This is a genomic window from Gracilibacillus saliphilus (assembly GCF_010994085.1).
GTDB lineage: Bacteria > Bacillota > Bacilli > Bacillales > Amphibacillaceae > Gracilibacillus > Gracilibacillus lacisalsi.
This window is the reverse complement of the sequence record NZ_WJEB01000039.1, coordinates 1-21,513: the sequence shown is the minus strand read 5'-3', so window position 1 is coordinate 21,513 and position 21,513 is coordinate 1. Positions and strand designations below refer to the sequence as shown.

Genomic DNA, 21,513 nt, shown 5'->3' with positions numbered 1-21,513 from the left:
GTTTGAGCGAAGGAGATAAATGTTCTTCATTCAAAAGGTATGAATCATATCAAAAGAATAAACCAATATGGAAAATAGAAAAACCCGTTTCGAAAGAACGAAACGGGTTTGATTATATTATTGAATTCGTTGTTCATTGTCTTTATCAAAGAAGTGGCATTTATGCATATCGAATGCCAAGTCGATTTTTTCACCACCATGGATATCTGTACGAGAATCAACACGTGCAACGAACTCTTGGCCATTTACTTCAGAGTATAGATAAGATTCAGAACCCATTAATTCGGATACATCGATCGTAGCGGTAATTTTCTTACCTGGATTGGCATCTAAGAATACAGGCTCATCATGAATATCTTCTGGACGCACGCCTAGTACTACTTCTTTACCAACATACCCTTGCTCACGAAGTACTTTCATTTTTCCTTCAGGTACTTCAACTTTTGTATCACCAAGTGCAATTTTCCCTTCTTCTAATGTACCATTGAAGAAGTTCATAGCTGGTGAACCGATGAAACCACCAACGAAGATGTTGTTTGGCTTGTCATATACTTCCTTAGGAGCACCAACTTGCTGGATAACACCATCTTTTAATACAACAAGGCGAGTTGCCATTGTCATCGCTTCTGTTTGGTCGTGTGTAACGTAAATAGTAGTTGTTTGTAAGCGGTGGTGAAGCTTTTGAATTTCCGCACGCATTTGTACACGAAGTTTCGCATCCAAGTTTGATAACGGCTCATCCATCAAGAATACTTTTGCATCACGGACGATTGCACGACCTAATGCAACACGCTGACGCTGACCACCTGAAAGTGCTTTCGGTTTACGGTCTAAGTAAGCTTCCAAACCTAGAATACGAGCTGCTTCTTTTACACGTCGCTCGATTTCGTCTTTTTTGAATTTACGAAGTTTAAGACCAAATGCCATATTGTCATATACGTTCATGTGTGGATATAGTGCGTAGTTTTGGAATACCATCGCAATATCACGGTCTTTAGGAGCGACTTCATTCATCAATTTGTCATCGATGTAGAACTCTCCACTAGAAATTTCTTCAAGACCTGCAATCATACGAAGTGTAGTTGATTTACCACAACCAGATGGTCCTACGAATACGATAAATTCTTTGTCTTTAATTTCAAGGTTGAAGTTGTCAACTGCTTTGTCTTCACCCTTTGTATAAATTTTGTCAATGTTTCTTAATGATAATTCTGCCATTGTATTCCCCTCCTAATTAGTTGAAAGCGTTTCATCTATGTCTATTAGTTTACTAATAAAATGTCCAAAGGTAAATAGAAAGCGTGCACAAAAAAAGTCACCCTATTTGTGCACGGTTACAAAAGCATGTCCACAAAGTAATATATTGTCTTATTTTACCATTTTGTGCGCATGAGCAGACATAAATAAACGGCAATAGCTCCATCGAATTGTTTCACATCTATCCCCGTTTTTTCAATGAACTTGTCCACGCGATACTGTAGACTATTTCGGTGCATGTACATTTTTTTTGCTGCTAAAGTCGTATTGGAATTGGACTCCAAAAAGACCTGAACTGTCTTTAATAATTCTTCATCACTTTTTACCTTATTAAGGATCGAATCCGTAATCATCTGTTGTTCTTTATCACTAATATCATGTAAGAATAGGTACGGAATCGCTTTAATATAATCCAAAACATCATGATTATGGCGTCTGGTTAAGTAGTAACATTTTTTTACCCATTCATAGAAATGTGGTGCTTGTTGAATATGATGTAATGTTGGACCGACAAAAAGCTTTATATTGATATAAAAATCTGTCGTCAGTACCTCAATAATCTCGGAATAGGATACAAAGTCCTCCATTGTTTGGACTTCTTCCTGAATGATCACTCCCTCATGGTTGTTTTCCCAGAGGATGGAGGTCTTTTGCGGAAACAAACCATGGATCGCTTCCCGAAATGATTCAGGATCAATTGACTCATCTGATAGGGAAAAATAAACATAATGGAAGGCAGATAAATTATCTTCCATCATTTTTTTAGGAATTTCTTGTTGAAATAAAATATCCATCCATAATTTTTCGCGTTCAGTAGTCGGTGGTTGACTAGCTTTATATGGTGTAAGTAATATTTCTAAAATTTTCGATTCTCTCTCCGTTAATTCATCTTTAGGTACTCCGATAATGTCATTTTCGTTTGTGACATACCATCTATACGAAATCGTATCCATTTTTGTCTCATTTGAATGTGTAACTAAATTAGGGAACATTTGTTGAAGTTGTTCTAACATGTTTAAGCCTCTTTCATTGAAATATCATTTATTTCTATTATAACAAAGAATTCAGATTATGAGCGTTAACTCCATAAAAATACACACACTTTTTAAAGAGTGTGTGTATTTTTACTCCCCGTCTGTTTCGGCGGGAAAGGCTTCTTTTTCTTTTGGTAATTTTCTTGCTTGTTCGATCTGCATTCGACCTTGTACAGAATGTGCTGTACCACCAGCCATTCCTTCATTAATCATACGGTCAACATCTACTTCATATTTTTCGCGAGAATCTGTCTGCTTTTTGGATGAAGGTTTTGCCATAATACTCCCTCCTCTAAGCATAGCTTGAACCAAAAGGTACAATTCATTCAAAATTTAAGGAGAACTCAAATAAAGAAGTGAAATACGCTTGTGTTTTAGCTACATGAGCAGGGTGATAAAACACTTGCCAACTAGGTTTTGCCTGAACCTCTATTAACCAAAGTCTTCGTTCCCGATCGATACCGATATCAAATCCCAACTCTCCAATCGTACCAGGTAACATATTTTCCAATAGCTTGCTTAATACTATGACTAATTCTTTTACTTTTTTTATGGTATTTCTCCCTAAATTCAATGTATCTAAATCAAATATTTCATTCCCAGTATTTTTTCTTCCATATAATAAGGTCACTTGCCATTGCTTTGTTTTGTTTGTATGCACTCTTAGGTAAAAGGAATCTCCCTGATGTTGGAGCAAATCTATTGCATCTTGTAATACATATTGCCGGAAGCCATTAGGAAAAAACACTTGTTTAAACTGTTCAAGATCTTGATAATATTGTCGACTATTATGATTGTGCGTAACAAATAGAAGGTCTCCCACTTCTTCTAAATAGAAATGATTGCTATCATCATCTTTCAATGGCATAAGTGTAACTGGATGCTGGGAAAGTTTATGTTGAATGGTCTGAATCGAAGGATGAAAAGTGGTATCGGGTAGAAGATAATTGATTCGTTCATGATTCATAATATTATCATATACTTGCCATTTGTTAAAAAAGTCGGGATTAAATATAATAGAGTTTGTAGTCAAATACTGTTTTATTTTTTGTACCTTTTTATGTGACTCGATCTTGCGATTAGGTATGCGATTGTATATGACTGGTGGTATATCTGTTTCAACCGTTTTCCACTCCTGTTCTTGCCAAACAACTCCTGTTAAGCTATTTGTTTGGAAATGAACGTCATGATAGGAGAAAAAAACCGTTTCAAATCCGAGAGTGTGCCCAACTCTAGCCATTTCTTGATATAATCTTTGATAGGATGATTGCTGTGGCGAGCAATGGCTGAATACACCAAAAAGATAGTTTATGTGGCAGGTATTTGTATCAGTATTCAAAAGGATTGGTGCATGATTGATTAAATGAAATTGCTTCATGATTGAAGAAGAAAGATAAATCGTGTTTGTTTTGTTATGATGGCTTAAGATATCACAAGGAATGTTTTGTAAGCCATGCTGTAGCATAGATATCTGTTTTAAATGATAGTAAACCTTGGTAGGGACAATCATTCTATTTTTGTCATTAGGATAGGCTATTATTAGGAATGTCTGTCGCATGTGGACACCTGCTTTCTTCATGTAGGCTAATTCATTATATGCAGCAGGAAGGTGTACTATACTTTACAAAGAGGAAAGGTGGAAAGAAGGGTGGAAAACCTTATTATAATACTTTTCTTGGTGGTCATTGGCAGTTTTATTGGTGGGTTAACCAATTCTGTGGCCATTAAGATGCTGTTTCGGCCTTATCAGGCAATATATATTGGTAAATGGAAGGTACCTTTCACTCCGGGTGTTATCCCGAAAAGGCGTGATCAATTAGCGAAACAACTTGGACAATTGGTCGTCAATCATTTACTAACGATCGATAGCATTCAATTAAAGTTGCAGGACCAAGGATTAAAACAACAAGTACAACAAAAGATAAACAAAGAGTGGCAGCTTTTTATGGCCAAATCGATCACGATTAGCCAACTATCAGACAAGTTTCAACTAAACATCAATGCTGAGCGTGTGAAAAGAATGATTGCGGATAAAGTAATGGACCAAGTTCATAACTTTCTGCAAAAAAATCAACAAAAACCGTTCAAGCTTTGGCTTGGTCAAATGATATCAGAAAAAGAACTAGAAAAGACATCCATTTTTTTACGAGATAAAGGAATCGAATTATTAAATAATGAAGAAACGCATCACAAGATAGAAGCAGTCATTAAACAATATGCTGAATCCAAAGGTTTTCTAGGAAATATGGTGTTATCGATGTTCAGTAGCGATGAATTAGCGTTGAAAATCCAACGATTAGTAACGGATTATTTACGTTCTGAAGAGGGGAGCAGGTGGATTCAGCAAGCAGTCCAGAATGAGTGGCAAAATCTTTTACACCAGGAAATTCAACTTATCGAACCAGTGTTTGCGAAAAAAGAAACACAACAGTTACTGCGCGAATTGATTCATGAAAATGTCCCAGCAGAGGACTGGTTAGAAAAGCCCCTTCAGGAGATATTAACCCCTTTTTCCAATCAAATAGAGGAAAAGGTACTACCATTACTAGTCGAGCAGTTATTTAGCAAATTGTCAGATAGTGTTCCGAATATGCTGCAACATTTAGAAGTGGAGAAAATGGTCGAAAATCAAGTAGCATCCTTTCCAACTTCGCGGATAGAGGAAATTATTTTATCGATTTCTCGAAAAGAATTTAAACTGATTACTTATTTAGGTGCTTTATTAGGTGGATTTATTGGGTTAATTCAGGCGATTCTCTTTATCGTCGTTTAAATCTTTGTTATAGTGGTAAAGTACATGTAGGAACATATACATGAAGGTATAGCGACCTATGAATGACGTAACTATTTTAGGAGGATTTTATTTTATGTCAAACGTTTATGACAGTGCAAATGAGCTTGAAAAAGCAATTCAGGAAAGTGACGAATTCAAGGATTTAAAAGCTGCTTATGATAAAGTAATGGAAGATCCAAATTCTAAGCAAATGTTCGACAATTTCCGCAACACGCAGTTAGAATTACAACAGAAACAAATGCAAGGTGAGGAAATTACCGAAGAGGAAGTTGAAAAGGCAAAACAAGTTGTGGAACTTGTCCAACAACATGAAGACATTTCCAAACTAATGGAACAAGAACAACGTGTCAATGTTTTGATTAATGATATTAGCCGTATTATCACAAAACCATTAGAAGAATTATATGGTGCACAACAACAATAACGAACACCTCATGAGTTACAGTATTTTGCTGTAACTCATTTTTATTTGAAACTTTTTGCTTGTTACTACCGTAATACTAATTGGAAGGAGTGAAAGAATGTGACGTTAAAATTAGAGAATGTTACGAAAAGATTTGGATCATTTACCGCTGTTGATGATTTATCGATTGAGATACCTGAAAAGAATATATTCGGTTTTCTTGGTGCAAATGGTGCAGGAAAAACAACGACATTTCGAATGATTCTCAATTTATTAGATCAAACATCTGGATCTATTACATGGAATGGAGAAACAATCGATTACAGCAAAAGTGATCAAATTGGCTATTTACCAGAGGAGAGAGGTTTGTATCCCAAATTAAAGGTTCGCGATCAATTAATTTATCTAGGAAAATTACGAGGGATGCAAAAGAAAGAAGTATTAGGTGAATTGACTAGCTGGTTGGATTATTTAAAAGTCCCACAGTATATGGATAAAAAAGTAGAAGAATTATCGAAAGGGAATCAGCAAAAAATCCAATTTATATCGGCTGTGATACATAAACCAAAGCTGCTTATTTTGGATGAACCGTTCTCCGGGTTGGATCCCGTTAATGTCGAATTGTTGAAAAAATCGGTAATTGAATTAAAAAACGCAGGAACGTCGATCGTCTTTTCCTCACACCGGATGGAGCATGTAGAAGAATTGTGTCAGCATTTATGCATGATGCAGCACGGTAAACCGATTTTACATGGTGATCTTCGTGAAATTAAACGGTCATTCGGTAAGAAGAATTTATCGATACAAGCGGATTTTGACCTATCCTTTTTAGAAAATGTTGCTGGCGTTGTAAAAGTGAAATACTTTAGTGACGGTGTTCTTTGTCAAATTGAAAATGAAAATGTCTCCCAAAGGGTATTAGAAGAAATATCAGGTAAAGGTTTTATCCGTAAATTTGAATTGGACGAACCAAGTCTAAATGATATTTTTATTGAGAAAGCTGGTGAGTCTTATGAATAAATTTTGGGTTGTCTTTTCTCATACTTATTTATCAAAAATAAAATCAAAATCATTTATTATCACCACTGCTATCATTCTAGCGTTAATTGTTTTAATGTCGAATGTTCAATCATTTATAGAAATGTTTGATTCAGATGAGACAGACCAAGTTGCAGTTATAACAGAACAAGAAGAAGTTTACTCACAATTGGAAGCGCGGACGGAAGCTGATTTCGAATTAGAGCAATTTGACGGAACACTTGAAGAAGCTCAGGATGCAGTCGGGGATGAAAGATTTATTGCTGTATTGGATATCAGCGAATCGGAAGAAGGATTACCTGAAGCTACTTACTATAGTAAAGATTATACTAATCAAACTGCACAAAATATATTAGAAAGCCAATTACAACAAATAAAAGTAGAGATGGCAACCAATCAATCAGGTATTGATCCCGCTGTTATTGCTTCGATCTATGAACCAGTTTCTTTTGAGAATGAATTAATTGCTACAGGTAACGGTGACGCTAGTGACGTCAAAACAGAAGAAGAGTTAAGTGGAGCGCGAGGCCTTGTGTATGCGATCTTATTTTTACTATATATAGCGGTTATTATGTATGGAAATATGATTGCAATGGACATAGCCAACGAGAAAACATCAAGAGTAATGGAGATTTTAATTTCAAGTTCCTCACCAGTCAGTCAAATGTTTGCTAAAATTTTCGGAATAGGCTTAGTAGGTCTAACCCAAATGGTTGTTCTATTAGGGACAGGTTACTTCGTCATTATGCAGAAGCAAGATGAACTGATTGGTGATTTCTTTGAGTTTTTCGGACTATCTGATGTAAGTCTTTCTACATTTATATACGCGATCGTTTTCTTCTTGTTAGGGTACTTTTTATATGCGACATTAGCAGCAATGTTAGGGTCATTAGTAAGTAGAACAGAAGATGTCCAACAATTGATGACTCCTGTTATATTTTTAATTGTAGCTGCCTTTATGATTTCCATGATTGGATTAGGTATGCCGGAATCAACATTTGTCGTTATTTCATCGTATATCCCGTTCTTCTCGCCAATGGTAATGTTCTTGCGTGTCGGATTACTGGATATCGCATTCTGGGAAGTGGGATTAAGTATTCTCATATTAATTGCAACGATTGTAGTATTTGCCATTTTAGGAGCCAAAATATATCGAGGCGGCGTACTCATGTACGGCACATCCACCTCATTAAAAGACTTCAAAAAAGCATTACAACTATCGAAAAAAGAATAAAAAAGAGGAAGCTATTTCGCAACGAGCGAAATAGCTTTTTCAAATTTGTTTGTTGTCCAAGTTGCCAGAAAAGTCGAGAGAGTTGCCAGTAAACCAACCAAAGTTGCCAGAAAGGTCGAGAGAGTTGCCAGTAAACCAACCAAAGTTGTCAGAAAACTCATAGAAGTTGTCTCTTTAATTTAATAGTATAGTTAAGTCATATTTCCGATCTCGATAACTCCCGACAAATGGACAGTTTAATTGTCTTAATAATCTTTTCGTCAGGTCTATTGATATGCCGTCTAAAAACCATCTGGTCTGTTTATTAGTTATTACTGGACCGAGGATCAATGCCCACTCTTTAAGCGCATGGACATGCATCATTTTGTCTTTAATACCACATTTAGGACATTGCCAAGTTCCATAAATCCTTTTTGCCTTTACATTCTGACATGATGGACAAAATACACCTCGTACTATTTTTCGAAGATCTATCTTAAATTTTTCATGTATGTTTACTTTTCGTTCTTGATGATGGGCTGAAATGAAATTAATGAGATGTCTGTACTCAGTAAAGTTATATTCGTTGTTAGCTGTTGGTTCTTGGAGGAAAAGTTTGATTCTGAGAGGCAATTGCTGAACAGGAATCATATCAGGATGCTGAAAGTTTAGGTTGGCATTCGGGTGAGTAAAAACAACGATTGGATGAATCGGGGGGAAAGAGAAGCCGTGTAAAGTAAGTAGCGCTTCTAATTTTTCTTGCTGGAATTTAGCCTGTAAAAGTGGATGATCATAAATTTCGATTTTCCCATCTTCATGTTCTTGGACTAATTGATCTGCTTCATTAATGAATAGCTTGCCTTTTAGGTGTTTGACTTCACAAATGAAAATTTTCTTTAGGAAAAAGGATAGGTTGTCCAATTGGAAAAAATGTTTTTGCCAAGGTAACCGGATACCGTACAACAGCATTTTTTCATTTTGTACCATATGCAAATGATAAGGTAATTGCTTTTCACCGGTATAACCCGATAATTCCCTGCCATATGCATTTTCCAAATCTTGAGGAATATCATGAGGTGAGAGTCGGCTGATAAGTGCTTCTAACTGTCTCAAATAAAAAGATTTTCTTACAGAATCAAGGGTCAAGTAATCAACCTCCCTTACTATTTTTTACCATAATACCATACCAGACTAAAATTGAAAATATTCTGAACATTATGTTTCAAATCATCCTACCATTGTTTGTGTAGGTTTACTTATGATAAAATAACTTTTTTGAATATATAGTAAAGCAATACAGACACTATATATACATATTCAGCATAGGTGGTGATCTTGATGGAACAGGAAACAATCAATGCAGCAACATGGGGGTGGTTATTAGTCCCGATGTTATCCGTTGTTCTCTTATCGTTAATCACCTTTTTTACAGAAAGAGGAGAATAAATAATGGATAGTGTTACGTTAATAACGTTTATCGTTTATTTAGTCGGAATGTTAGTTATTGGAATTATTGCCTTTCGTTTAACGAATAACCTTTCCGACTATGTGTTAGGTGGCCGAAATCTAGGTGGAAGTGTAGCGGCTCTAAGTGCAGGTGCATCTGATATGAGTAGTTGGCTTTTACTTGGTTTACCGGGTGCCATGTATGCAGGTGGCATGAATCAAATCTGGCTCGCGATTGGTTTAGCAGCAGGGGCATACTTGAATTGGCAATTTGTAGCGAAACGGTTAAGGACTTATACTGAAGTTGCCAAAGATTCCATTACTATTCCAGACTTTTTAGAAAATCGTTTTCGAGACAAATCACGGATTCTACGTGTTACTTCTGCTCTGGTTATTTTGATATTTTTTACATTTTATACGTCTGCAGGACTTGTCGGTGGAGCCATTTTATTTGAACAGTCCTTTGGAATAGAATATCAATCTGCGTTATGGATTGGAGCCATTGTCATTATTTCGTATACATTTTTAGGAGGATTTCTAGCAGTAAGCTGGACAGACTTTTTCCAGGGGATCTTAATGTTCTTAGCATTAATTATTGTACCGATTATAGCCATCAATGCTGCGGGTGGTTGGGATGAAGTCGTTAGTCAAGTGGGGAGCATAGATCCGGGATATCTGAACGCATTTACAGATACCACAGCCATTGGTATTATCTCGTTATTAGCTTGGGGGCTAGGTTATTTTGGACAGCCACATATCATAACAAGATTTATGGCTGTAAAATCGACTAAAGAAATCCCAAAGGCCAGATTTATAGGCATGTCATGGATGGTATTTGCTTTATATGGTTCGATTTTTACCGGTTTTGCAGGGATTGCCTATTTTGCAGACACACCGTTAGATAATGCGGAAACAGTCTTTATAGCTTTCACACAAGAGCTTTTTAACCCATGGGTTGCAGGTATATTATTAGCTGCGATTTTATCTGCGATTATGAGTACAATTGATTCACAATTATTAGTATCCTCTAGTGCGGTTGCTGAGGACTTCTATAAGGGAATTATAAGAAAAAATGCCAGTCAAAAAGAATTAGTATGGATAGGGAGAATTGCAGTCATTATCATCGCGATTATTGCGATACTGATCGCTCAAGATCCTGAAAGCCAAGTTCTTGATTTAGTAGAATATGCATGGGCAGGATTCGGAGCAGCGTTTGGCCCGATTATCATATTGAGTTTGTTTTGGAAAAGGACAACTGTAGGTGGAGCGATTTCCGGAATGGTGGTAGGCGCTTTAACAGTAATTGTTTGGGAACAGCTTGAAGGAGGCATATTTGATTTATACGAAATTGTACCAGGGTTTGCATTGGGTACAGTTGCAATCATTATCGTCAGCCTTATTTTTGGAACCCCAACAAATCCATCAAAAGTTGTGAGAGAAGAATTTAATGAAGCTATCGAAAATGAATCGTGAAATTTATAAAAATATATTGTCGCAAGGAGTCCGAACATAGAAAGGACTCCTTGTTCATGCTTTGATGGAATTCCCTATAATTCAATCCAAAATCTTTTCACTACATTACCGTCATCTTCCACATATTCTGCATCTTCTATTCCGCCGTTTTTTAAAATAGCTTTCAGAGAACCGATATTGTCAGCATCACAAGTAACGAGTGCTCTAGTGATACCTATTTTTTTAGCTTCAAGTAACGCCAATTCCAAAATAATGGTCGCGTAACCTTTCTTTCGCTCACTTGGACGTATACCATAACCAATATGACCTCCAATGGAAAGAAGCATTTCTGATAATCGATGTCTAATATTGACAACGCCAATAATCGTTTTCTCTCTAACTAACCAAAAAGTAGAATGTGGAACCCATCCATCAGGTAAGTTCACTCCTTGTTCGTGATCATTAATAAATTGCAGGAAACGATCCATATCATCAGGATGTTTTTCGATGACCCAAGGTATCATTTTCTCACCGCTTTTTTTCCATTCCAGGTAGAAATCTTGATATTCTCTAGTTAACATCTTCGCTGGCTTCACTAATTTAACAGACATACCGCCACCCCCATATTTAAAGTTTAACATAAAATTCCATAAAAATGACAAATCGAACGTGCATTCTTATTTATGCTCTGCTACAATAGAGGGAGGAAGAAGGTGAAGAATGATGAAAAAAGAAATTTCTTTCATTCATTGTGCGGATTTACATTTAGACAGTCCATTTAAAGGCTTGAAAGACATCCCATCTGAACTATTAAGAGAAATTAGACAAAGTACATTTCAAGCCTTAGAAAATCTCACTGAACAAGCCATCAAACATCAAGTAGATTTTGTCCTTTTAGTAGGAGATATTTTTGACCAGGAAGAACAAAGCATGCAAGCGCATATGGCATTGCAGAAAGCTTTTCAAAGATTACAAGAACACCAGATTAAGGTATACCTCTCTTACGGTAACCATGATTATTTGAACAGTCAGTCCTTTCCGCGTAACTACCCGGATAATGTACATGTTTTTGATAAAGAAGAGGTTACATCCTTCCCATTTATCAAAGATGGACAAGTCCAAGCGAGAATCTATGGCTTTAGTTATGAAAATAGAGCAGTAGTTGAAAACAAAACGAAAGAGTACCAGAAAACAGCCGATCAGTGTTTTCACATCGCTACGTTACACGGAAGTATTGGAAATGAACTCAACCAGGATCATGCAAGTTATGCTCCTTTTCAACTGACAGAACTGAAAGAATCTGGATTTGATTATTGGGCACTAGGGCATATACATAAGCGCGAAATAGTAGCGGAAAGTCCGCCAGTAGTCTATCCAGGAAATATCCAAGGCAGATCAACGAAAGAAACAGGGGAAAAGGGTTGCTACCTTGTCACCTTATCTGAAAATAATGCAGAGCTTGAATTCCTACCTCTTTCTCCTATTAGCTTTGAAAAAGTACCAGTAGATGCCAGTGGTTGGACAGACCTTCCAAGTGTGATGGAACAGCTAATAGAAATCACCAATCAATGGACAAAAGGAAAAACATTAATCCAAATCATTTTCTCGCAAGTAGCGGAAGACAAGGAAGTCTGGTTCTCTAATGGCCAGATAACAGAAATGATTACCTATTTGAACCAGGAATTAGAGCATAGCTATATTATCGGTTATAAATGGAACATGGCAGCTAAACGATCTGAATGGCAACAAGGCGGACGTTTTTTGGAAGAGTTAGCAACTGCTTTTCAAGAAACAAATCTGGAGCAGTCAATCAGCCCGTTATGGCAGCATGGAGAAGGAAGAAAATGGCTGCGAGAATTAGATGGTGATGATCAAACGGAAATCCTGTACGAAGCAGAATTTCTTTTAGATCAATTACTGCATGAAAAGGAGGGATAATCTTTGCGGATAGAAAGCATACATATATATGGTTTTGGTAAATGGATCGATCAGCATTTCTCTTTTGAGCAGGACGGCCCTATTGAAATTGCAGGGGATAATGAATCGGGCAAATCAACTTTGAGACAATTTATTCTATATATTTTGTTTGGCTTGAAATCGAAACAGATAGAACGTTTCACACCAAAGCAAGGATCAACAGTAGGTGGGAGGCTTACTATTTCTGGGCTTGCGAATCAAACTGTTACGATAGAACGAGTACAAGGCAAGCATAAAAATCAGGCGATCATATATGGTGAGAGCGGAACACAGATGGATGAAGAATGGTTAAAATCTGCTTTGCAAGGGATTGATCGTAAGGAATTCCAATCAATCTATACATTTGATGCCCATGACCTTAAGCAAATTCAAGATCTTGACAATCAATCTCTACATGAAGTTTTATTAGCGGTAGGGATGACAGGATCAGACCGGATCTATTATGCAGAAAAAAACTTGGAAAAAAAGTTGGCAGACCTGTTTAAACCGTATGGAAAAAAACCGGAGATTAATCAACTTTTTCAAGAGCTAGCAGATCTCAAGAAGAAATTAACCGAAGCGAAAGAGAAGGAAAGTCAGTATCAGCAACAATTAACAGAAATTGAAGAATTAGATGTGCAATTAATCCAACTACAACAAAAAAAAAGTACCACCATCCAAAGGCAGGAACAAGCAGAAAAACGGTTAACACACTATGCCTTAATCGAGGATTACTATTTCACCACTGCTCAATTAAAAAGACAAGTTGCAACTATTACGTTTCCAGTTGAAGGATTAAAGCGTCTGAATGAATGGAAGGACTCGCTTTTACCATTAAAAAGTGAAGAGCAGGTGCTGCGTAATAATCTAAAGGAAGTGGAGCAGCAGATAAGCCAGTTGGCATTGATGCCTGATCAAAAATTCAAGACGGTCGAACGTGGGTTAAAGATACAAAATGAAATTGACCAAATCGAGGCAAATATCCAACAAATCGGAAAACGCATCAATGAAATCGAAAATGAAATGATCAGCAAGTTAGAAAACATGCAGATAAACCTGACGTTTGAGCAATTACGGGAGACAGAACTTCCTTTTTATCTAGAAGAAGCATGGGCAGATTTATCGAATCAGCGTGAGAAATTATCCTTGGAAAAACAGTATGTCGAAAACGACAAATCCTCTACGGGGAGAATAAAACAGGAATTGCTGAAGGAAAAAGAACAATTACAAAAAGCATTGCTGAGTCAGGATAAGATCAAACAATATCAAGAGGAGATTGCACAAGCAAATCAAGCAGAACAACAGGAACAATATCGTAAATGGCAGCAAACATTTCAACAACAATTGAAAGTATCTAATCTCGTTATCCTTATCGGGTTCTTACTAGGAGCAGGGCTTTTCTTGGTAACTGATTTACTATGGGTTGTTGTCACTCTTATTCTGGCTGTAGGTCAAAATGTCGCGATTAGACTATATGGAAAGGCAGTTAAACAATGGTTACAGCCTGATCTAAAAGAGGTCGTTTCATTATCTCAAGCTGAAATTCAGGAGCGGGAGCGGATTATCGAGCAACAAACAAAGCTCCAGCAATCATTATCCGAAGTGGATAAAGATGTACAAAAATATCAAAATGAACAGTTAAAACAAGCAGAACGACTTTCTTTTTTAACAGAACGCATCGAGCAAATCGAACAAAAAATTACCGATCAAAAGCAGCAGTATCCTTTCTTAACTAATGTTGAATTGACTTATTGGCCAAGGCTTTATCAACAGGTGATTACTCAAAAAGAAAAGCTCTTGGAGATGCAACAATTAGAAACAGAAATAAATAATCTTCACGAGCAGATAAAGGAAAAACAACGAGCTATTGATATCCTGGAAATAGATACGGATGGTTTAAAATCAAATCTAGAGAAGGAGCATGCAAAAAGAACAAAGCATCAGCAGCTCCAAACGCGAAGAGCAGAATGGCAATCACAACTGGATGCTGTTCTAGAGAGACAAAAACCGTACCAAGAGGAAATCAATCTGTTACTGCATAAGGCAGAAGTGGATACAGAGGAAGCCTTTATTGAAAAAGGAGAACGGAAAGAAGAACTTGATCGCCTGCAGCAGAAATGTAATCAGTTATACGATAGCTTAGCTGTCCTTTTTCCAGAAGAGCAAATTAAGCAAATCGCTGATGGAGATTTTGATGAGAAAAAGACGTTACAGGTTTTATTAGAAGAGTGTAAACAAGTAATCAACGAAACTACTGAGCAAATAAAAGAAAAACAAGCTTTATTAAGTGACAAAAAGGCAACGATTGCGATGCTGGAGGCAAATGAGGATACCTCAATTCTCAAGCATCAACTGGCTATCAAACAAGAAGAATTACAAGAAATAGCAAAACAATGGGCGGTTTATCAGCTGGCATTAACAAACTTAACGGAAGCAAAATCAACTTATTCACAAAAATATATGCCTCAAGTGTTTGAGCAAGCTAGTCAGTATTTTAGCAAACTGACATTAGGTAGGTATCAGCACATATATATAGAAGATAGTGAAACGGTGATTGTAGAAGACAGAGATGGCTTTGTCTTTGGAGTCACCGAATTATCACAAGCAACTAAAGATCAATTATATATTGCCCTTCGTTTTGCATTAAGTCATGTCATGGCTAACCGTTTAGCGCTACCTTTTTTAATTGATGATGGGTTCGTACATTTTGATGCTAATCGAAAAGAAAAAGTGTTAGAGATGATCGAAGAATTAAGTAAGGATCATCAAGTCCTCTATTTCACTGCTAATGCGACAGCAAAAGCAAGTATTACATTATAATGGGAGAGTGTACTATGAATCATATTATGTATAAAAGTGATGTAACAATAACGCCGAGAGATTTATCAGAAGTGTTTCAAGCATCAGGCATAAAAAGACCTTACGATGACCTTGGTCGTCTACAACAAATGCTTGATCATGCTAATGTATTAGTCACTGCCTGGGATCAAGAAAAAATAGTAGGAGTGGCAAGAGGCTTGACTGATTTCAGCTATTGCTGCTATTTGTCCGATTTAGCTGTAGATGAAGCTTACCAGCATCAAGGAATTGGAAAACAATTAATTGAACAGGTTAAAGTAGAACTAAATGAGCAAGTTGCTTTAATTCTGTTATCAGCACCAGCTGCAATGGATTATTATCCAAAAGTGGGCTTTGATAAAATAGATAATGGTTATATCATTAAAAGGACAAACTAAGTGAGGAACAATGGCTGATTTACGCAAGGTTCTTTCCCCTTGAGTTTAGTCTATAGTAATTGTGTGGGAAGTTTATATATTATTCTTAATATCCATGAGCTCTACGGTTTTTATCGAGCCAAATTAACATCTATAAGCCATCCTCTTTGAAATGGGGATGGCTTTATTTTATTTGTAAGAAAAGTATATAAATATTGGTATCATAACTGTTTTAGAGATCTCAACACTTAGCTCTGACTATGTTGTAGAGCAGTACTTAGCGTAGGCTGCCCACTTTCACTCCTGTGGGAATTGTTTGACCTGAAGATCTACTATTTCGAGCGATTTTCGCTCTAAATAGTTAGTTGAAGGACAAACCAACGGAAAGGAAAGTGGTGGTCAGGCTATTCAAATATTTCATTGTTACTACTTAAGTAATCGAAATCCAATTAGCATTTAATAAAAGACCAGAGGCTTGCCGATTTTCTTAACTTCTTCTCCGTAATAAACGAATAATAAAAAATAAAGCACCAAGGAAAATGAGCAAATAGAAAAGGTTAGAATAAATATCAAAATAATAAACAATATCTTCCCATGATTCCCCGACATATGCTCCCAATAAAACTAAGATAGTATTCCAAATCAGGGTTCCTAAGGCGGTAAAGATTAAAAATAGGGTTACATTCATTTTAGCCATCCCAGCTGGAATAGAAATGAGACTGCGGATTAGAGGGATAAATCGACAAAAGAAGATCGTCCAATAGCCATATTTATCAAACCAAGCATCAGCCTTGTAGATGTCTTCCTTTTTGATACGGAGAATGTATCCCCATTTTTCAACGATCTTTTCCAAACGTTGAACGTTCAGTAGCATACCTATCAAGTATAATACAATCGCGCCTAGAACAGAACCTGCAGTTGAGGAAAGGATGACACCAACTATATGTAAGGAAGATACCGTAGTAAAAAAACCACCGAAAGTTAACACGACTTCCGAGGGTATAGGCGGAAAAATATTCTCCAATGCTATTAAAAACATAATACCGAGATAACCAAATTCATCCATTACGGTGAAAAACCATTCCTGCATCTTTACTGTTCTTCCTTTACCATTCTTCGTACCATACATGGCCGTTCTGTAAAGTTAAATGTCTCATAAAATCGGTGAGCATCCTTAGTAGCTAAAGCAAATTTCGTATTTTTAAGTAGGGGATGTTCCAGTATGCATTGCATCAAAAAAGAACCAATACCACGTCCCTGATACTCCGAGTCGATCACAACATCTAATATCCAGGAGAATACGGCTTGGTCAGATACAACTCGAGCAAATCCAATTTGTTTATCTTTTTCGTAAATCCCAAATGAAAATGAATTCTCTATGCTGTGCGCGATCGTTTCTTTGCTTCGGTCATTTGCCCAATATGTTGGTTTTAAAAGTGTATAAATGGTATCCAGATCAAGTAATTCTTTTTCATCACTTACCACATAGTTATTGTGATACCATTCCATATAAATTCCCCATTTCGTCTTTTGTTATGGTTCGCTTCTAATAATCTAATAATCTCCTGATTTTGATTTATGATCCGGTTTTGTTGATTTCGGATTTTATCACAATGAATAATAGAATAAAAAGCATAATAAAAGAAATGATAGCAAACAATAAAAACCCTCCACTTTATATGTGAGTAAAGTAATCATAACATAAAATTATTCAAAAAAGTTTAAAATTGGATGTTTTTGGTGGTAGAAAAGGTGAGATTATGTTTTATCTCACCAACCATTTAAATAGAAAATAGTTTTGTAACAACTACTGAAAAATCATGAAAGAGGGTGGAAGAAGCAATTTCGTTCTCTTTTGCTATATGTTGCTGTACATATGTTTGATCAGTTTGTAAAACATACACTTGTATTGACTTCAAAAGTGGATGAACAATCCAGTATTCCTGTACACCATATTTCATGAATAAATTTAATTTAGTTACTAAATCATGAGATTGATTAGAAGGACTGACTTAGGTATATTTTCTACATTGTACCATAATTACAAATTAAGTTAGTGTTATTATTTCTCCTCATCTGCTTCTGTATTCTCATAACGACTATCTAAATAGTCAACAATGTGAATGATATAGCCTTCTAGATTACTAGGTTTACGAACGGCGCTTCCCCATTCAGGTAAGCCATGGTGGCAAAGAATGCAGTGAGACATCAAGTGGATATCCTCCATTGTGACCGCAATGTTATGGTGCTCAATCACTTTTGATAATAACATGACACCGTATGGAATATGACCGATGTTTACCCCTAATGGGTCCATGGCAATACCAGCTTGTTTACGGTTTGAGTCCTTAAATTCACCAGTAGGGAATAAAAAGTGGAAAACATCAAATGACTTCCCGGCATAATCATATTCTGCTAGTTTACCTATGTCGTGGAATAAAATACTTGTTATCAGTGCATCATAATTAATACTGTCATATTTATATTCAGCCATCCCTTGTACCATGTGATAGAGATGGTCAATACTGTCTTTCCATACATATGCAGGTCTGGCATGGTCATCTTTTAAAGAGTTCCAAATTTCTAATTTATACTCCGTTTCTATTTTATTGATTAATTGCAACACGGCACGAAAAGGATTATCTGATTGAATCGTTATGTATCTGCAAAAACGCATCAGACCAACAGTATGTTTCAGTAGTCCGCCTAAATAATTGTGGTGGAATCCTTTGGCAGCAGGACTAATACGAAATCCTTCCCATAGCTGTTCCATCGCTTTAATGGCGATGTCTTGATATGGTTGCCGCAATTCATAAAGGTAGGCGAATAGTTCATCACGTAATGCTTCAATATCTTGCTGAGTATAAGCTAATAGTGTAAAAGGATCGATATCTTCCGTACACGGAGTCATTTCATATACGGTAACACTTTTAAAACCGTTAAATTCATCAACTTGACCACGGATATCAAAGACACCTTTTTGTTCTAAAATGGGGAGCATCGCATCGACTTCGCCATTGTTATCCCACATTTTTGCGGAAATGGCTCCAGATTGATCACTTAATGTCACTTTCAAGAAGGATTTGTTTGTTTTCGTCTTTCTAACTTCGAATTCATTTAACAAAACCCGAGCTGAAACGGCTGTCCCTTTAGTTAACGTATTTAAATGTACGCCCTTTATCGCTTCTGGTAACGAAGGTGAAGGGAAATTGGTCGCAAGGTTTTCTTTTTGTTGATCTGCAAGTTCATAATCAATTGTAATCATGTCATAAAAATATTTCAGGCTACTCATTATTTATCACTTCCTAATCTTTTTCAACTTAGTATTAGAATAACATAAAAGCCCCTATCTTCTCACTCAATGGAAGATAGGGGACTGTGTTCATTGTTATTCAGTTTCTTCTTCAGAAGCATCTTCGCTATCTGCTGATTCTTCTTCAGACGTTTCCTCTTCTGTGGCTTCATCTTCAGTTGTTTCATCAGTAGCAGGTTCTTCTAGCGTTGGTTCTTCAAATGTAAACATATCTTCATATTGATCGATCTTTACATCGATATCAGCATCTTTCATAAGATCTTGAATTTTTGTTTGTAATGCTGCTTGGTCAATTTTTGTGTTAGCAATCTCTCTTCTTAATTGATCTTCTACATCTTCTAAAGGTTCCACATCTTCTACATCTACACGATCTGTCACTTTAATAACATGGAAGCCGTTTGAAGTTTGAACAGGTTCACTGATTTCGTCAATTTCAAGATTGTATGCTGCGTCTTCAAATTCAGGAACCATTTGGCCAATTCCAAATTCTCCTAAGTCGCCACCGTTATCTTTACTGCCAGGGTCTGTAGAATACTCTCCAGCTAATTCTGCAAAGTCTTCACCATCGTTTAATTTGTCAATGACTTCATTGGCAGTTTCTTCATCTTCAACAAGAATATGGCTAGCAACGAGATTTGTTTGCATTCTGTCATAACGTTGTTGAATTTCTTCGTCAGTAACTTCGACATCTTCCGTTGCTGCTTTTTCTTGAAGTAAACTTACTCGCAACTGATCGCGGAATTCATCTTCATCTTCAAAACCATTTTGGGTTAAGACCATTTCAAATTGTTCTTCTCCATATTGTTCTTTCACTCGTTCGACTTCATTATCAATTTCTTCATCGGATACTTCATATTTATCTTCTAGAATTGTTTCAAGCACCATTTGTTGGAGAACTTGTCCACCAGAAGGGGATGCTACCAATTCATCATAAAATGCTTCTTTCGTAATATTACCCGATCCTGTTTCCACAACTGTTTCAGAATCATCTGAAGAACACGCGGAAAGTGCGATAACGCTTGCTGCAAATGTTGCAGTGATTGCTAATTTTTTCATTCTACCTACACTCCTACTATTTACTAAAGCTATTTTTTAACTCTTGCAATAATATAACACATTTCTCGCTAAAAATAACAAGAAAAATGAAGATTACATTTTTTTTACTCATTTTTCATTAAATATATATAACTTCGACATATGAAGATACAAGTAAAATGGTAATTAAAATATTAATAGTTCGGAAAACATTTGGTTGTTTTTCCTGCGACATTTCAGTTTGTAAGCAAAGTCTCATTGTTAAAGAGTTGAATATAAATAATATAAAAAAAGCAAAAATGACAAAAACATACAGCATCAAGCTTACCTCCTTATTCTCATGTCATTACTTTAACAAAAAATTAAAGATTTGAACAGTATGTCTTATTATAAATTGAAAAATATGTATGAAGGTATTATATCATGCTCGTGTCTGAATCATAAAGGAGGGATGATATAAAAACCCGCTTCGTCTTATATCGAAACGGGTTTAACGTGGTATTAAAATATCATAGCCTTGTTCTTCATTAGATATTAGACATTTTTTCGGTGCTTTCCATAAATGACGAATATATAGAAAATCAATATAAGATAAACTTAAATTAATTGCACCAATTAGCAGAAAATAAGGATAATAGGCCGGAACAAAATAACTGCCAATGATACAAGGAATTGTGATAATTAATGTTGGTGTCAGCAAAGCAAAAAAGAATGTCGGCTTGGTTGTTTTTGTATGATTTTTTACATGGAAATTAGGGATGAATCTCTTCTCTAACGTCCATTTAATTCGCAAGTTTTTATTGGTGAATATTAAAGGTAAAATTCGTAATGCTTTGTGCAGCAATGGTAATAGTGCTACTCCAAATACCACTGGGATTAGACCATGGTCTTTTACTACGACATCTTTATGAATCAATGTAAATGGTAAATACAAAAAGATAAAAGATAATAGTCCAAATAAGAAAGATAAAATAAGGCTTCGGTAAAAACCAAGTTTTTTGGTTACATTGATGGAATCCCAACAGTTCACCAGGATCACCCCTTTTCTAAAATCAACTCTTTTAAAATAACACTACATGACTATAGTATGTTTTGTATGAAAAATCAATAGGTTTTATGTAAAATTTTGATAAGCATTTTATCGCAAGGTATGAAAAAAGAGTTGGCAATCAGCCAACCCTTTCTAATAGGACAAGAAAGTATAAAATTTGCGGAGATGTCTAGCTCCAAGCGCCCAAAAACTAGGCGACTTCACGAATCCGCCCTACGATAAAGAAGACTTGCCGATTGGCGAAACTAGCGGCTTAGTCGCACTTATGCCTTTAGGCGAAAGTCATCATCGGTTCGCAAGCTTACG

At 36.2% G+C, this 21,513-nt stretch carries 21 protein-coding genes; 8 read left to right on the top strand and 13 right to left on the bottom strand.

The features are described from left to right. Positions 1-117: 117 nt before the first annotated feature. From GHT08_RS18955 to GHT08_RS18940, 4 genes are all read right to left on the bottom strand, one after another. Positions 118-1,218, bottom strand: a complete 1,101-nt coding sequence (locus GHT08_RS18955; protein WP_163582972.1) for an ABC transporter ATP-binding protein — start codon at positions 1,216-1,218, stop codon at positions 118-120. Positions 1,219-1,373: 155 nt separating this feature from the next. Then, the gene (locus GHT08_RS18950) at positions 1,374-2,270 is read right to left on the bottom strand and encodes a PucR family transcriptional regulator (protein ID WP_163582971.1); all 897 of its coding nucleotides are present in this window, start codon (positions 2,268-2,270) and stop codon (positions 1,374-1,376) included. Positions 2,271-2,381: 111 nt separating this feature from the next. Continuing rightward, positions 2,382-2,570 (bottom strand): hypothetical protein, encoded by a 189-nt coding sequence (locus tag GHT08_RS18945; RefSeq protein WP_163582970.1) that lies wholly within the window; start codon positions 2,568-2,570, stop codon positions 2,382-2,384. Between the two features lie 43 nt (positions 2,571-2,613). Next, the gene (locus GHT08_RS18940; RefSeq protein WP_163582969.1) at positions 2,614-3,849 is read right to left on the bottom strand and encodes a YheC/YheD family protein; all 1,236 of its coding nucleotides are present in this window, start codon (positions 3,847-3,849) and stop codon (positions 2,614-2,616) included. A 90-nt stretch (positions 3,850-3,939) separates the two neighbouring features. Between GHT08_RS18940 and GHT08_RS18935 the strand changes: the two genes are divergently transcribed. The 4 genes from GHT08_RS18935 to GHT08_RS18920 all read left to right on the top strand — a co-directional run bounded on the left by GHT08_RS18935 (position 3,940) and on the right by GHT08_RS18920 (position 7,760). Next, on the top strand, positions 3,940-5,064 hold the full coding sequence (locus GHT08_RS18935; RefSeq protein WP_163582968.1) for a DUF445 domain-containing protein: 1,125 nt from the start codon (positions 3,940-3,942) through the stop codon (positions 5,062-5,064). A gap of 94 nt (positions 5,065-5,158) precedes the next feature. Then, positions 5,159-5,509, top strand: a complete 351-nt coding sequence (locus GHT08_RS18930; RefSeq protein ID WP_018933668.1) for a YlbF/YmcA family competence regulator — start codon at positions 5,159-5,161, stop codon at positions 5,507-5,509. Positions 5,510-5,608: 99 nt separating this feature from the next. Continuing rightward, positions 5,609-6,508, top strand: coding sequence for an ABC transporter ATP-binding protein (locus tag GHT08_RS18925; RefSeq protein WP_163582967.1), 900 nt, complete (start codon positions 5,609-5,611; stop codon positions 6,506-6,508). Beyond that, positions 6,501-7,760 (top strand): ABC transporter permease, encoded by a 1,260-nt coding sequence (locus GHT08_RS18920; RefSeq protein ID WP_163582966.1) that lies wholly within the window; start codon positions 6,501-6,503, stop codon positions 7,758-7,760. The genes GHT08_RS18925 and GHT08_RS18920 overlap by 8 nt, the downstream gene beginning before the upstream one ends. Positions 7,761-7,934: 174 nt before the next feature. Here the strand turns inward: GHT08_RS18920 and GHT08_RS18915 are convergent, their stop codons facing one another. Further along, positions 7,935-8,885, bottom strand: a complete 951-nt coding sequence (locus GHT08_RS18915) for an NERD domain-containing protein (protein WP_163582965.1) — start codon at positions 8,883-8,885, stop codon at positions 7,935-7,937. 303 nt (positions 8,886-9,188) lie between these two features. On the opposite strand from GHT08_RS18915, the gene putP reads away from it, so the two are divergent. Beyond that, positions 9,189-10,658, top strand: a complete 1,470-nt coding sequence (putP, locus tag GHT08_RS18910) for a sodium/proline symporter PutP (RefSeq protein WP_163582964.1) — start codon at positions 9,189-9,191, stop codon at positions 10,656-10,658. A gap of 74 nt (positions 10,659-10,732) precedes the next feature. Here putP and GHT08_RS18905 read toward each other — a convergent pair whose 3' ends face one another. Further along, positions 10,733-11,248: a GNAT family N-acetyltransferase gene (locus GHT08_RS18905; RefSeq protein ID WP_163582963.1), complete on the bottom strand. Its 516-nt coding sequence runs from the start codon at positions 11,246-11,248 to the stop codon at positions 10,733-10,735. A 112-nt stretch (positions 11,249-11,360) separates the two neighbouring features. On the opposite strand from GHT08_RS18905, the gene GHT08_RS18900 reads away from it, so the two are divergent. The 3 genes from GHT08_RS18900 to GHT08_RS18890 are packed head-to-tail and all read left to right on the top strand — an operon-like array spanning position 11,361 to position 15,829. Next, positions 11,361-12,575, top strand: a complete 1,215-nt coding sequence (locus tag GHT08_RS18900) for a metallophosphoesterase family protein (RefSeq protein ID WP_163582962.1) — start codon at positions 11,361-11,363, stop codon at positions 12,573-12,575. 3 nt (positions 12,576-12,578) lie between these two features. Continuing rightward, the gene (locus GHT08_RS18895; RefSeq protein ID WP_163582961.1) at positions 12,579-15,413 is read left to right on the top strand and encodes an AAA family ATPase; all 2,835 of its coding nucleotides are present in this window, start codon (positions 12,579-12,581) and stop codon (positions 15,411-15,413) included. 14 nt (positions 15,414-15,427) lie between these two features. Further along, positions 15,428-15,829, top strand: coding sequence for a GNAT family N-acetyltransferase (locus GHT08_RS18890; protein WP_163582960.1), 402 nt, complete (start codon positions 15,428-15,430; stop codon positions 15,827-15,829). 466 nt (positions 15,830-16,295) lie between these two features. Here the strand turns inward: GHT08_RS18890 and GHT08_RS18885 are convergent, their stop codons facing one another. From GHT08_RS18885 to GHT08_RS18855, 7 genes are all read right to left on the bottom strand, one after another. Beyond that, entirely contained in the window at positions 16,296-16,898 is a 603-nt protein-coding gene (locus tag GHT08_RS18885; protein WP_163582959.1) for a DedA family protein, read from the bottom strand. Between the two features lie 2 nt (positions 16,899-16,900). Further along, positions 16,901-17,317 carry a GNAT family N-acetyltransferase gene (locus GHT08_RS18880; protein ID WP_163582958.1) on the bottom strand — a complete coding sequence of 139 codons (417 nt, stop codon included), beginning with the start codon at positions 17,315-17,317 and terminating at the stop codon, positions 16,901-16,903. Positions 17,318-17,589: 272 nt separating this feature from the next. Next, positions 17,590-17,769, bottom strand: a complete 180-nt coding sequence (locus tag GHT08_RS18875; RefSeq protein ID WP_420370985.1) for a Uma2 family endonuclease — start codon at positions 17,767-17,769, stop codon at positions 17,590-17,592. Positions 17,770-17,870: 101 nt separating this feature from the next. Continuing rightward, positions 17,871-19,100: a hydrolase gene (locus GHT08_RS18870; protein ID WP_163582957.1), complete on the bottom strand. Its 1,230-nt coding sequence runs from the start codon at positions 19,098-19,100 to the stop codon at positions 17,871-17,873. Between the two features lie 96 nt (positions 19,101-19,196). After that, positions 19,197-20,177, bottom strand: coding sequence for a peptidylprolyl isomerase (locus GHT08_RS18865; protein ID WP_163582956.1), 981 nt, complete (start codon positions 20,175-20,177; stop codon positions 19,197-19,199). Positions 20,178-20,295: 118 nt separating this feature from the next. Beyond that, on the bottom strand, positions 20,296-20,475 hold the full coding sequence (locus GHT08_RS22275; RefSeq protein ID WP_018933682.1) for a hypothetical protein: 180 nt from the start codon (positions 20,473-20,475) through the stop codon (positions 20,296-20,298). Between the two features lie 171 nt (positions 20,476-20,646). Beyond that, positions 20,647-21,186 (bottom strand): DUF3267 domain-containing protein, encoded by a 540-nt coding sequence (locus tag GHT08_RS18855; RefSeq protein ID WP_163582955.1) that lies wholly within the window; start codon positions 21,184-21,186, stop codon positions 20,647-20,649. Between the last annotated feature and the right edge of the window lie 327 nt (positions 21,187-21,513).